This window comes from Staphylococcus sp. HMSC13A10 (assembly GCF_001808005.1).
GTDB lineage: Bacteria > Bacillota > Bacilli > Staphylococcales > Staphylococcaceae > Staphylococcus > Staphylococcus pasteuri.
The window spans coordinates 1-13053 of sequence record NZ_KV791857.1; the positions used below are offsets into that span (position 1 = coordinate 1).

Consider the following 13053-nt stretch of genomic DNA (forward strand, 5'->3'; position numbering starts at 1 on the left):
CTAATTTTGTCATTATAAAAATCTCCTTTTGTTATAATTTATTTTAGTAATTGATAAATCTTAGAATCCAAATAATTTACTTAATACCCCTATACCATTTTCTACGATGCTTACGATACTAGTGCCTAATTTAGCTCCGTCATGTCCTTGTGCTGCTTGTACTGTATTTGCGATTGCTTCTGCTAATTTTGTCATTATAAAAATCTCCTTTTCTGTTTTAATTTATTTTAATTGTTGTTAAGACTTAGAATCCAAATAATTTTCCTAATACACTAACGCCATTTTCTACGATGCTTACGATGCTTGTTCCTAATTTAGCTCCATCGTGATTTTGTGCTGCTTGTACTGTATTTGCGATTGCTTCTGCTAATTTTGTCATTATAAAAATCTCCTTTTCTGTTTTAATTTATTTTAATTGTTGTTAAGACTTAGAATCCAAATAATTTCCCTAATACGCTAACGCCATTTTCTACGATGCTTACGATACTAGTGCCTAATTTAGCTCCATCATTATTAACACCGGCTTCAACTGTATCTTTAATTGCTTTGAATAAACCTTCCACTATAAACACTCCTTAATATTTATTGTTCAAAAGTTACTTTCAAAAACTGAGGTAAATTGATTCGTGTTGTTTATCTATCGTTTTGTTATTTATAATATATAACTTTCATGCCCAACTTTGGCGTCTTTTCCTTACTTCGCTATAAACACTTCAAAACTGTAAAATCGTTTTCAGTTTTGAACAGTTAGGGATACAAAACTGAATTGTTCACAATTCAATAGATTCAAATATTCTTCAAACTTAAAAACACTTTATGATATTGTTTCAATACACTACAATAGTGAAAAATATAAACATTTTTTATATCATAGCTATTGCATATTACAGTTAATTTAGCTATAATAATTCTTGTGTTAAAAAATGTCCTGGTAGCTCAGCTGGATAGAGCAATGGCCTTCTAAGCCATCGGTCGGGGGTTCGAATCCCTCCCAGGACGCTAACTAGAACTGTAATCCTGTTGGATTACAGTTCTTTTTTTATGACATCAAAACAGCTAGGCATTTTTGAATGCCTAGCTGTTTTGATTATTAATTTATAGGGACTTTTTAGGGACCTGAATACTTACAAATAAACTTAAAAAAATGATTTCCTATCTATCATTATAATTCTACCATATGAGGTTTAACATCTGGGTCGTGATTAGCAATGGCTTCTATACAATTAGGATTTTGCACCATCTCTATCACCCAATTTAAAGATTGTTGAGCATCTTTTTTATCAACTAATACTCCAGGTAATATATTTTCTTTCCAAGATTTAGAAGCATAACCAATATCAGATACTAGGAATAAGAATTTCTCATTATCATAAGATTTTACAATCGTAGAACTTAGACCTTTACTATGTCCTGGTGACCATATCATTTTAATAGTACCGTCTCCAAATAAATCAAAAGCTTTCTTTTTAGGTCCTAAATCGCTATCTTCAAATTTAAATGTTTCTAAGTGAACACCCTTCCATTCATGAGGAAGATAATGCATTTTATCTTTTTGTATAGCTTCATATTCCTCTTCACTAACTAATATATGTTTAGCATCTTTAACTAATCTTAATCCGTCAGCATGATCACAATGCATATGACTCATTAATATATAGTCGATATCACTAGGTTTATATCCTAGTTTTATCAATTGTTCATGCACTGCTTCTCCTTTTGGTAAATCAGCTTTATTTACAGGATATTGAAAACGTAAATTTTTAATTTGATGTGTTCTATTATCTGTATGCCATCCAGTATCTATTAATACTAAACCTTTAGGATGTTCTATTAAATAAACTGAAACAGGTATCTTAATTTGATGCTGTTTAGATCTAAAAAGACCTGTCCATGCAAGTAATCTATTATTTGAATATCCAAATGGTAACGCTTCATCTACAATCACATTCCCTGTGTGTAAAACATGAACTTTAATTTTATTTGTCATTGTTCTTCATCCTTTTTTAAAATGTCGTTGATGTGGTTCGTATAATCAAAAAGATCATTTAATTCTTTATTATTTAAATTTAATTTCCTTTTAAAACCTTCATACAACTTGTTTTGTCTATTATTATAAAATTGAAGTCCTTCCTCAGTTAGTTGTATAACTTTCTCTCTTTTATCTCCAGACTTTATCCGTTCTACAAAATGTTTTGTTTCTAATTTCTTAATCCTTTTTGAAATTGCAGTTTTATATACACCTTGTTTTTCAGCTATTTGATTCACAGATAATTGTTTATGTTCTAAAAGTAATTTAAAAATGCCTAATTGTTCTCTTGAAATATCAATATTTTCTTCATCAATAACTTCGTTAATAATTTTACTTATTTCAATAAATGTTAAGTGAAATTGATTAAATTGTTGTAATTCATTACCTTTCATATGTACCTCCAATAAAATAGTACACCTAGGTGTACTATATGTCAAAAAATAATAAGCTTTCTTGTCCGTTGAATATATAATTCAACTTTGAAGAAAGCTTATGCATATTTTTAAATATCATTTAGTTTAAATTCAATTGTATCTATCACTTTATGCTCTCTATTTCTAAAATTTAACGTTGCTTTGTTCTCATCATCTACAATAATTAATTCGGCATATGTTTCTTCAACAGCACTTCTTGATTGAGAAATACTACCTGGATTAATCACATGTACATCAGCTATATTTTCATATTTAGCAACATGTGTATGCCCGTAAAATGCTAGTTGAGCGTTTAATGTTTTAGCTTTTTCAGCTAATTTCATTCTCGTTTGATTTACTTGGTATAAGTGCCCATGTGTATAAAAGGCATTGATCCGATTATTTGAGATTGTATTTTCTTCAGGAAATTCTGGATAAAAATCACAATTACCTTTCACTCTGTTGTAAAGGCTAAGTTCAGTATCATCATATTGAAATTCTGAATCACCTAAATGAAGAAAAACATCTGCATCATTATGTTTCTCGTAAATATCGTAAAGAATTCCCGATTCATTATGATTATCACTTACTACAATCCATTTACTCATTATTCTCACCTGCTAAAAATTTTTGTAATTGATTAATAGCATTTCCACGATGACTGATTTTCGCTTTTTCCTCATCTGTTAATTGTGCCATTGTTTTACCAAGTGACGGAACATAAAAAACAGGATCATAACCGAAGCCATTTTCTCCTATAGGTTCAGTTGTGATTTCTCCTGATACCGTTCCTTTAAATTGCTGAGTTTGTCCGTTTGGTGAACTCATACTAATAACGCATACAAATTGTGCAGCTCTTTCAGTCTCGTTATTCATATTATCAAGTAACTTTTTAATATTATCTTGGTCATTTTTATCTAAACCAGCATATCTTGCAGAATAAACACCTGGTTCTCCATTAAGTGCTTGTACTTCAAGGCCACTATCATCTGCAATGACTTGCTTATTTAATGCTTTAGCTGCAGCTACTGATTTTAATTTAGCATTTTCTTCAAATGTTGTACCAGTTTCTTCTACATCAAAATCTTTAATCAATTCACTTATTCCTATGACATTTTTATTAGGAAATATAGCTTTAAAATCATTTATTTTACCTTGATTATTAGACGCAATAACGATATCTTCCATTATTTTTCCCTCCATTTATCCAACATTAACTCGTTCAACTTCAGCATCCATACCTAACCATTCTTGAATAATATTTTCAATATATGTCGTATCTCCTGTAGCAAAAAAGCGATGTGCTGGATGTTCTGTATAACTAGCATGTTCATTACTAAATGTTAATAATGCACTTACTTCTCGAGCTGTCTCTAGTCCAGAAGAAATAACAGTTTTCTTACCACCAAAATAATCATATATAGGTTGATATAATAATGGATAGTGTGTGCAACCTAATATAACAGTATCAGCATCACTATTTCTCCATTGTTTCAATGTTTGATGTATAACAATACTTGTAATTGTCGGATCATTATATCTCATTTGTTCTACTAAAGGAGCAAAAGCTGGACAAGCAATACCATATACTTCTACATTAGGATTAATTTGTTTAATGTGTTTACGATAAGCTTCTGATTTAATTGTACCTTCTGTTCCTAATATTAAAACATTTTGATTTCTTGTTGTCATAATAGCTGTCCTAGCACCAGGTTCAATGACACCTACCACTGGAATCGGTAATATTTTCTGTAAATGTTCTAATGCAACGGCAGTCGCTGTATTACATGCGATGACTAGCATTTTAATATCAAATTCTACAAGTTTTTGTGCAATTTCAGTTGTAAATTGTTTAACTTCTTCACCTGGTCTTGGACCATATGGACATCTACCAATATCTCCTAAGTAATAAATCGTTTCATTAGGAAGTTGTCTCATAATTTCTTTAGCTACTGTTAAACCACCAACACCTGAATCTATAACGCCAATTGGTCTATTCATAGTCTTACATCCTTATTTCATAATTAAGTTTTATTTTATCATACGCGATTCAATGTGTTTATTATTTTGAATTGTTACAGTCGTTATCTATTCATGGCCAATACAAAGTAAATCATTAAATAAAAAAGCGATACCCCTTTTATTGGGTATCGCTAAATCTGTCACTTATATTATTAATCTACTTTATGGTCAGAACCAAAGAATGATTTGAACATATGGAATGAAGTTTCTCTATTCATTGCAGCAATTGATGTTGTTAAAGGAATACCTTTTGGACATGCATTCACACAGTTTTGAGAATTACCACATTGTTGTAGACCACCTGCGCTCATTAATGCATCTAAACGTTCATCTTTTGTCATTGCACCTGTTGGGTGTAAGTCGAATAAACGAACTTGTGAAATAGCTTGTGCGCCAACGAAGCTATTATTTTGTGTAACGTTTGGACAAACTTCTAAACAAACACCACAAGTCATACATTTAGATAATTCATAAGCTGTTTGACGTTTTTTCTCAGGCATACGTGGTCCTGGTCCTAAATCGTAAGTACCATCGATTGGAATCCAAGCTTTCATACGTTTCAAGTTGTCGAACATTCTTGAACGGTCAACTTGTAAGTCACGAATTACTGGGAAAGTACTCATTGGTTCTAAACGAATAGGTTGTTCTAATTGGTCAACAATTGCAGAACAAGATTGTCTTGCGCGTCCGTTGATAACCATTGAACAAGCACCACATACTTCTTCTAAACAGTTCATATCCCAAGTTACTGGAGTTGTTTTTTCACCATTAATATTAACTGGATTACGTCTAATTTCCATTAGACAAGCAATAACATTTAAATTTTCTTTATAAGGAATTTCAAATGTTTCTTCATATGGTTTAGATTCACTATCGTCTTGACGTTTGATAATTAATTTAACCGTTTTTTGTTTTGGTTGATCGTTTTGCTGTTGTTGTTGATTACTTTGAGTTTCTGGAGTGTCTTTTACTGATTGGTCAGCCATTATTTTTTACCTCCTTTAGACTTACTAGTGTAATCACGTTTACGTGGTGGGATTAAGCTAATATCAACTGGATCGTATTCAAATCTAGGTGCTTCTGTTCTACCTTGGTAATACGCCATAGTTGTTTTTAACCATTCATCATCATTACGATCAGGGAATTCTGGTTTGTAGTGTGCACCACGTGATTCATTACGGTTATAAGCCCCAATTGTAATTACTCGTGCTAGCACAAGCATATTCCATAATTGACGAGTGAAGAATACAGCTTGGTTACTCCAAGTTTGTGTATCTTCCATATCGATATCTTCATAACGTTTCATCAATTCTTGGATTTTCTTATCTGTTTCTAATAATTTATCATTTTCACGCACAACAGTTACATTTGCTGTCATAATTTCACCTAATTCACGATGAAGTTTATAAGCATTTTCAGAACCGCGCATGTTTAATAATTTACCAAAGCGTTCTTGTTCTTCTTTCACACGTGCTTCATAAATACTGTCATCTAAGTCAGTGTATGAAGTTTCAATATCATCAAGATATTTAATAGCATTAGGGCCAGCTACTGTACCACCATAGATGGCAGATAATAATGAGTTGGCGCCAAGTCTATTACCACCATGTTGAGAGAAATCACATTCTCCTGCAGCAAATAAACCTTTAATGTTAGTCATTTGGTCATAATCAACATATAGACCACCCATTGAGTAGTGTACTGCTGGGAAAATTTTCATTGGTACTTTACGTGGATCATCACCAGTGAATTTTTCATAAATCTCAATAATACCACCAAGTTTAACGTCTAATTCATGCGGATCTTTATGAGATAAATCTAAGTAAACCATGTTTTCGCCGTTAATACCTAATTTTTGGTTAATACATACATCGAAAATTTCACGTGTCGCGATATCACGAGGTACTAAGTTACCATAGTCAGGATATTTTTCTTCTAAGAAATACCAAGGTTTACCATCTTTATATGTCCAGATACGTCCACCTTCACCACGTGCTGATTCACTCATCAGACGTAATTTATCGTCACCAGGAATAGCAGTTGGATGAATTTGGATGAATTCACCATTTGCGTATGCTGCACCTTGTTGATAAACGATAGATGCTGCAGAACCTGTATTAATCATTGAGTTAGTTGTTTTACCGAAGATGATACCAGGACCACCTGTTGCCATAATTACTGCGTCAGAACCGAATGATTGAATTTCAGAAGTTGTCATGTTTTGTGCAACAATACCTCTAGCAGCATTGTCGTCATCTTTAACTATACCTAAGAATTCCCAACCTTCGTATTTTGTTACTAATCCATCTACTTCAAATGAACGAACTTGTTCATCTAACGCATATAATAATTGTTGACCTGTTGTAGCTCCAGCAAATGCTGTTCTGTGATATAACGTACCACCGAAACGTCTGAAGTCTAATAGACCTTCATTAGTTCTACTAAACATAACACCCATACGGTCTAATAAGTGAATGATGTTAGGTGCAGCTTCAGCCATTGCTTTTACTGGTGGTTGGTTTGCTAGGAAGTCGCCACCATAAACAGTGTCATCAAAGTGAATCCAAGGTGAGTCACCTTCACCTTTTGTATTTACCGCACCGTTAATACCACCTTGGGCACAAACTGAGTGCGAACGTTTAACAGGTACTAATGAGAATAGATCTACATGTGCACCTTTTTCTGCTGCTTTAATTGTTGACATCAGACCGGCAAGTCCTCCACCGACAACAATAATTTTTTTCTCTGCCATAGAAATGTCACTCCCCTGAAATATAAAAACTAAGACTAGTTAATCTGTATTTGTTACATAAATGCGATAATAGCAGTTACGCCGATATAAGAGATAATTAAAAATACAATTAACGATACCCATGTGAAGACACGTTGTGATTTTTTAGATTGTAAAATACCCCATGTAACTAAGAATGACCATAATCCATTTGAAAAGTGGAATACTACTGCAATTACACAAATAATGTAGAAAATAGCCCACAATGGATTATGTAAAGTTTCGTGCATCATATTATAGTCAACTGCTTTACCGTAAAAAGCTTTTTGTAAGCGTGTTTGCCATAAGTGCATACCAATAAAGATGAATGCTAAAATACCACTTATTCTTTGGCAAAAGAACATCCAGTTTCTGAATAATGAGTAATGACCCACATTCTCTTTTGCTGTAAATGCAATGTGTAAACCAAATAAACCATGGTATAAAAGCGGAATATAAATAAATAGAAATTCAACTACCAATAAGAACGGTATTGATTCCATGAAACCTGAGGCTTTATTAAAAGCTTCCGCCCCTTGTGTTGCTTGATGATTGACCAATAAGTGAACAATTAAGAATGCACCGATTGGGATAATACCTAATAACGAATGGATTCGTCTTAAGTAGAATTCATTTTTTGATTGAGCCAAAAGGAGTCCCCCCTGTAAACATTTAATTAATTGACTAAAATTATAAAGTTGTATGTAAACTGCCGTAAAAAACCATATAAAATACTAGCTTCTTTTACTTCTTTATTTTGTACTCGTCTTAATTAAATCACTTTAAAGATACTTGGGAGCATCTTCCTGTTAAATTTAAAATCAAAAAAGTATTTCATAAAAAAGAAAAGGGCTAGTCATGTTATAGATTTCATATAATGATGTCGTCATATGTGAGTATTCTATAGCAATTCATGTAACCCTACATGATTGATAACAATTCTCAATTAGAAAACGCTTCCAAACAACTTTAAAAAAATAGCCTTTTGTTAACTATATTGTAACATTATTTAAAGCACTTTTGGACATGAGAATAATTCTCATGTCCAAAATTTGTCAATTTATTTTGATTGAAGTGCGTGCTGTAAGTTTTTTGCAACATTTTCGGGTAGTCCAGATTTTTTTAATTCTTCTAAAGATGCTGCTTTCATCTTCTTAATTGATCCAAAAGTTCTTAATAATTTCGTTTTACGTTTACTTCCAATTCCATCTATATCATCAAGTACTGACTTAAGACCTGTTTTTTGTCTCGTTTGTCTGTGGAATGTAATAGCAAAACGATGGACTTCATCTTGAATGCGGTGTAATAAATAGAAAGCTTGGCTATTTTTCTTCAATGGCACTATTTCAGCACTCGCACCATATAATAATTCTGACGTTTGGTGTTTGTCATTCTTTTGTAGTCCTGCAACTGGAATATCCAAACCTAATTCATTTTCAAGTACGTCCATAACACCGTTCATATGCCCTTTACCACCATCAACAATGATTAAATCTGGTAATGGGGTACCTTCATTTAGAACTCGAGTGTATCGTCGACGGACTACTTCTCTCATTGATTTATAATCATCTGGCCCTTCAACCGTTTTAATTTTATATTTGCGGTAGCCCTTTTTATCTGGCTTACCATCTACAAAAGTTACCATGGCTGATACGGGATCCACACCTTGGATATTGGAGTTATCAAATGCCTCAATTCTAATAGGAGTTTGTATTCCCATTCTTTCACCGAGTTCCTCAATTGCTTTAACTGTTCTTGATTCGTCTCTAGCGATTAATTCAAATTTATTTGTTAATGACACTTCGGCATTATGGTTAGCTAAATCTATCATTTCTTTTTTTGCACCTCTTGAAGGTTGCACTATTTTAGTATCCACAACAGATTGAATAATTTCTTTATTTAAATTTTTAGGGACATGAACTTCTTTAGGTAGGATGTGTTGATTTAAACTGTAGAACTGACCTATAAATGTATAGAATTCTTCTTCTTCTGTTTGTTGAATCGGAATCATCGTTGTATCTCTTTTAATCATATTGCCTTGCCTAATGAAAAATACTTGGATACACATCCATCCTTTAGACACACTATATCCAAAAACATCACGAATCGTATTATCGGTAGACATAATTTTTTGCTTTTTAGTGAGATTATGAATGTGTTGAATTAAATCACGATATTCTTTAGCACGTTCAAAATCTAATGATTCACTAGCTTTCTCCATACGATCTTGTAAATTGTTTAATATCGTTTTATCTTCACCATTTAAAAAATCACTAATTTCTTTTGTCATTTGAGCATATTTATCTAAATCTACATCATAAACACACGGCCCCATACATTGACCAATATGATAATAAAGACATAATTTATCCGGCATTTTATCACATTTTCTAAATGGATATATCCGGTCTAATAATTTTTTTGTCTCTTGTGCGGAATAAGCGTTAGGATATGGACCGAAATATTTACCAGATCCTTTTTTAACTGTTCTGGTTACGATTAATCTAGGATGTTTTTCTTTAGTAATTTTAATGAATGGATAGCTTTTATCATCTTTCAGCAAAATATTGTAACGTGGTTGATATTGTTTAATTAAGTTTAATTCTAAAAGTAATGATTCTGTCTCGCTTGAGGTTACAATAAATTCAAAATTACGTATTTCACTCACTAAGCGCGTTGTTTTAGCATCATGTGCACCAGTAAAATATGAACGTAATCGATTACGTAATTTTTTAGCTTTACCAACATAAATTACTTGATCATTACGATCTTTCATTAAATAACAACCAGGTTCCAATGGTACGACATTTAACTTAGTTTTAATTTGTTCTTGATACGTTTCCATGTTTTTCCTCCTTTCTTGTTGGTTTTAATTACGATAAATTCTTTTATGAAAAAATATTAATATTAAATAGGAATAGACAAAACAAAGCTGGAGCATTCTTATGAAATGCCCCAGTCTTCATGTCTATATTCTTATAGGTGTTTATCTAATACTTCAGCTAAGTTTTCTTTAGGTTGGAAACCTACTACTTTATCAACTGGTTGTCCATCTTTGAATACAATTAAAGTTGGAATACTCATTACTTCGTATTTTGCTGCAGTTGATGGGTTTTCATCTACATCTAATTTTAAGATGTCTGCTTTACCATCATAGTTCCCTGCTAATTCTTCTAAAACTGGAGCGATCATTTTACATGGTCCACACCAAGTAGCCCAAAAATCTACTAATTTAACTCCAGATTCTATTTTACTATCGAAATCAGAATCAGTTACTTTTACGATTGCCATAATTGCCAATCCTCCTTAATTTTTAAATGATGAGCAAATTATAACAGAATTTATAAGGTAATGCATTGCAATCTGCTTGCTCTTTTTTTAAAGTGGCAAATTTCCTCAAGAAATCATTCAATTTTCCACTTACTTTAGGCTAATGCCTCAACAAAATATCTATTATGAAGATTTATTTTAAAGAAGCTACGGTAACACCAAATCCACCTTCACTTGGCATACCACCTCTAAATGTTTTAACACTTTTATGTCGTTTTAAATGTTGTTGTACACCTTTTTGTAATGCACCAGTGCCTTTACCATGAATAATATAAACCTGTTCGAAATTGCTTAATACTGCTTGATCTAAATACTGGTCTAATTCGATTAGTGCATCTTCATAGCGATAACCTCTTAAATCAAGTTCTGTTTTTACAGTTTGTCTATTCGCACGGGTAACCATTTTCGTTGGTTTCTCTTTTTTCTTTTTCATTTTTTCTAAATCTTCAATAGGTAGTTTCATTTTTAAAATACCCATTTGAACAACCGCTTCTTCATCGCCAACTAATTCAAGCACTTCACCTTTTTGTCCATAAGATAAGACTTTAACTTCATCGCCAGCTTGAATTTTATCATACTTTTGTTTTTGAACATGTTGTTTAATGGATTTCGCTTCATATTGATCATCTAATTGTTTTTTCTTATCAATAAGTTCATGTTCTTTAACGTCTGCACCTTTTTTATCTCTTAATTCTCTCAATTCTTTAAGAATCGCATCAGCTTCTTTAGTTGCAGATTTCACACGTTGATTCGCTTTTTCTTTCGCTTCATCCATTAATGATTTTTCATAATTTTGATACTGTTGATATTGTTTTTCTAGTTCGTCGTGTGTTGTTTGTGCTTCCTTGACTAGTCTATCTAATTCAATACGTTGTTCATCCACACGTTTTGAATTTTTCTCAAGTGATTCTATCATATTGTTTATTTCTTGTTCATCAGTACCAATCATTGTCTTAGCTCTATTAATAATATGAAGACTTAAGCCTAATTTCTTAGATATATCAAATGCATTAGAACGTCCAGGCACACCCATAAGTAATTTATATGTTGGACTTAATGATTCAACATCAAATTCAACACTCGCGTTCATCACGCCTTCACGGTTATAACTATAAGCTTTTAATTCTGGATAGTGAGTTGTCGCCATAACTAAAGCTCCTAGACTTCTTACATGATCTAGTATACTCATCGCAAGTGCTGCACCTTCACTAGGATCTGTTCCTGCACCTAATTCATCAAATAGAATTAAGCTATTTTTATCTGCATCTTTTAATATTTCAACAATATTTTTCATATGTGATGAAAATGTCGATAATGATTGTTCTATTGATTGTTCGTCACCTATATCACAATACACGTTTTCAAATACACTTAATTGGCTACCATCTAATGTAGGAATAAGCATCCCTGATTGTGCCATGACAATAATTAATCCTAATGTTTTTAATGTTACTGTTTTACCACCTGTATTCGGACCAGTAATAATGACTGTTTCGATGTCATCTATAAATTCAATCGTATTAGCTACAACTGTATTTTGATCTAATAATGGATGGTATGCATTGGGTAAATAAACGGTTCTCTCTTTATGAAATGTTGGTTTAGTTCCTTTGATAGAACGTGCATATCTCGCTTTTGCAATTAAAAAATCAAGGTGACCCATAATTGACTCTGCTGTTAACAAAGCATCCGCTTCAGCTGCTACTTGACCCGTTAACTCAGTTAAAATACGTTCACGTTCAACTGCTTCATCATTTCGCAATCGGCTAATTTGGTTATTCATTTCAACAACTGAAGATGGCTCAATATACAATGTTTGTCCAGAAGCTGATTGGTCATGAACGATACCATTAAAGTCCTGTCTATATTCTGCTTTCACAGGTATAACATTTCTATCATTTCTTACTGTCACAATGGCATCAGACAATTTTTTTTGATTAGCCTGACTTTTAACTACTCTATCTAAATTTTGTCTAATACGTTGGTTAGTACTTGATATCTTACTACGGATACTTTGTAACTCGTAACTTGCATGATCAAATAAATCATGTGTGTCACATTTTTCATTAATATCTTTAAAAAGGTCAGTTAGTATTGGTAGTTGTGCCATATTACTATCTAAAATTGGATATTTAACCTCTTCATCTTCTTCTAATAATTGATTATAGAATGTCTTAAATTGATTTTGAACTTGTATCAAACGTTTAATCGCAGTTAATTCAGTTACATTTAAGACGCCACCAATAGTTGAACGATGAATATATTGCGCTACTTTTGATAAACCACTCAAACTTGGAAGTCGATGTTTATTATATATTTGCGAAATTTCGTCAGTTTCATTGATTTGAAATTCAACTGTTTCAAAATCTGTTGCTGGAGACATTTCTGCTACCTTTTCTCTTCCTAAATCACTGATAGCTTCATTTGATACAAATGATTTTATTTTATCAAATTCTAAGACATCTAATGTTTTTTGTCTCATGCAATCC

At 32.3% G+C, this 13053-nt stretch carries 14 protein-coding genes and 1 tRNA gene; 1 reads left to right on the forward strand and 14 read right to left on the reverse strand.

From position 1 onward, the window contains the following. Nucleotides 1-60: 60 nt before the first annotated feature. Genes HMPREF3125_RS06810 through HMPREF3125_RS06820 form a run of 3 tightly spaced genes read right to left on the reverse strand, consistent with a single transcriptional unit; the run spans nucleotide 61 to nucleotide 563 of the window. On the reverse strand, nucleotides 61-195 hold the full coding sequence (locus HMPREF3125_RS06810; RefSeq protein WP_070452716.1) for a beta-class phenol-soluble modulin: 135 nt from the start codon (nucleotides 193-195) through the stop codon (nucleotides 61-63). Nucleotides 196-244: 49 nt separating this feature from the next. Beyond that, nucleotides 245-379 (reverse strand): beta-class phenol-soluble modulin, encoded by a 135-nt coding sequence (locus HMPREF3125_RS06815; RefSeq protein ID WP_017637180.1) that lies wholly within the window; start codon nucleotides 377-379, stop codon nucleotides 245-247. A 49-nt stretch (nucleotides 380-428) separates the two neighbouring features. Further along, complete coding sequence (locus tag HMPREF3125_RS06820) at nucleotides 429-563, reverse strand: beta-class phenol-soluble modulin (RefSeq protein WP_070452719.1); 135 nt, start codon at nucleotides 561-563, stop codon at nucleotides 429-431. Between the two features lie 362 nt (nucleotides 564-925). On the opposite strand from HMPREF3125_RS06820, the gene HMPREF3125_RS06825 reads away from it, so the two are divergent. Continuing rightward, nucleotides 926-999, forward strand: a tRNA-Arg gene (locus tag HMPREF3125_RS06825). 163 nt (nucleotides 1000-1162) lie between these two features. Here HMPREF3125_RS06825 and HMPREF3125_RS06830 read toward each other — a convergent pair. The 11 genes from HMPREF3125_RS06830 to HMPREF3125_RS06880 form a co-directional block, all read right to left on the reverse strand. After that, nucleotides 1163-1987, reverse strand: a complete 825-nt coding sequence (locus HMPREF3125_RS06830) for an N-acyl homoserine lactonase family protein (protein ID WP_070452720.1) — start codon at nucleotides 1985-1987, stop codon at nucleotides 1163-1165. Then, nucleotides 1984-2421 (reverse strand): MarR family winged helix-turn-helix transcriptional regulator, encoded by a 438-nt coding sequence (locus HMPREF3125_RS06835; protein WP_029055488.1) that lies wholly within the window; start codon nucleotides 2419-2421, stop codon nucleotides 1984-1986. The genes HMPREF3125_RS06830 and HMPREF3125_RS06835 overlap by 4 nt, the downstream gene beginning before the upstream one ends. A gap of 110 nt (nucleotides 2422-2531) precedes the next feature. Then, a complete protein-coding gene (locus tag HMPREF3125_RS06840; RefSeq protein ID WP_070452723.1) occupies nucleotides 2532-3050 on the reverse strand; it encodes a YfcE family phosphodiesterase in 519 nt (172 codons plus the stop codon). Then, a complete protein-coding gene (locus HMPREF3125_RS06845) occupies nucleotides 3043-3630 on the reverse strand; it encodes an XTP/dITP diphosphatase (protein ID WP_070452726.1) in 588 nt (195 codons plus the stop codon). The genes HMPREF3125_RS06840 and HMPREF3125_RS06845 overlap by 8 nt, the downstream gene beginning before the upstream one ends. Before the next feature lie 15 nt (nucleotides 3631-3645). Next, a complete protein-coding gene (gene racE / locus HMPREF3125_RS06850) occupies nucleotides 3646-4443 on the reverse strand; it encodes a glutamate racemase (protein ID WP_017637635.1) in 798 nt (265 codons plus the stop codon). 173 nt (nucleotides 4444-4616) lie between these two features. After that, complete coding sequence (gene sdhB, locus HMPREF3125_RS06855; protein WP_017637636.1) at nucleotides 4617-5450, reverse strand: succinate dehydrogenase iron-sulfur subunit; 834 nt, start codon at nucleotides 5448-5450, stop codon at nucleotides 4617-4619. Beyond that, complete coding sequence (gene sdhA / locus HMPREF3125_RS06860) at nucleotides 5450-7216, reverse strand: succinate dehydrogenase flavoprotein subunit (protein ID WP_070452729.1); 1767 nt, start codon at nucleotides 7214-7216, stop codon at nucleotides 5450-5452. Before sdhA ends, sdhB begins: the two co-directional genes overlap by 1 nt. Nucleotides 7217-7269: 53 nt before the next feature. Continuing rightward, nucleotides 7270-7884, reverse strand: a complete 615-nt coding sequence (locus tag HMPREF3125_RS06865; protein WP_029055492.1) for a succinate dehydrogenase cytochrome b558 subunit — start codon at nucleotides 7882-7884, stop codon at nucleotides 7270-7272. Nucleotides 7885-8294: 410 nt separating this feature from the next. Continuing rightward, entirely contained in the window at nucleotides 8295-10079 is a 1785-nt protein-coding gene (gene uvrC, locus HMPREF3125_RS06870; protein ID WP_070452732.1) for an excinuclease ABC subunit UvrC, read from the reverse strand. Nucleotides 10080-10210: 131 nt separating this feature from the next. After that, nucleotides 10211-10525: a thioredoxin gene (gene trxA, locus HMPREF3125_RS06875; protein ID WP_070452734.1), complete on the reverse strand. Its 315-nt coding sequence runs from the start codon at nucleotides 10523-10525 to the stop codon at nucleotides 10211-10213. Between the two features lie 172 nt (nucleotides 10526-10697). After that, nucleotides 10698-13046 (reverse strand): endonuclease MutS2, encoded by a 2349-nt coding sequence (locus HMPREF3125_RS06880; RefSeq protein WP_029055494.1) that lies wholly within the window; start codon nucleotides 13044-13046, stop codon nucleotides 10698-10700. Nucleotides 13047-13053: the final 7 nt, after the last annotated feature.

Coding starts and splice junctions, on each gene's coding strand:
- HMPREF3125_RS06810 (WP_070452716.1), bottom strand. CDS start 195: ATGACAAAATTAGCAGAAGCAATCGCAAATACAGTACAAGCAGCACAA.
- HMPREF3125_RS06835 (WP_029055488.1), bottom strand. CDS start 2,421: ATGAAAGGTAATGAATTACAACAATTTAATCAATTTCACTTAACATTT.
- sdhA (WP_070452729.1), bottom strand. CDS start 7,216: ATGGCAGAGAAAAAAATTATTGTTGTCGGTGGAGGACTTGCCGGTCTG.
- HMPREF3125_RS06840 (WP_070452723.1), bottom strand. CDS start 3,050: ATGAGTAAATGGATTGTAGTAAGTGATAATCATAATGAATCGGGAATT.
- sdhB (WP_017637636.1), bottom strand. CDS start 5,450: ATGGCTGACCAATCAGTAAAAGACACTCCAGAAACTCAAAGTAATCAA.
- racE (WP_017637635.1), bottom strand. CDS start 4,443: ATGAATAGACCAATTGGCGTTATAGATTCAGGTGTTGGTGGTTTAACA.
- HMPREF3125_RS06830 (WP_070452720.1), bottom strand. CDS start 1,987: ATGACAAATAAAATTAAAGTTCATGTTTTACACACAGGGAATGTGATT.
- HMPREF3125_RS06880 (WP_029055494.1), bottom strand. CDS start 13,046: ATGAGACAAAAAACATTAGATGTCTTAGAATTTGATAAAATAAAATCA.
- trxA (WP_070452734.1), bottom strand. CDS start 10,525: ATGGCAATCGTAAAAGTAACTGATTCTGATTTCGATAGTAAAATAGAA.
- HMPREF3125_RS06815 (WP_017637180.1), bottom strand. CDS start 379: ATGACAAAATTAGCAGAAGCAATCGCAAATACAGTACAAGCAGCACAA.
- HMPREF3125_RS06845 (WP_070452726.1), bottom strand. CDS start 3,630: ATGGAAGATATCGTTATTGCGTCTAATAATCAAGGTAAAATAAATGAT.
- uvrC (WP_070452732.1), bottom strand. CDS start 10,079: ATGGAAACGTATCAAGAACAAATTAAAACTAAGTTAAATGTCGTACCA.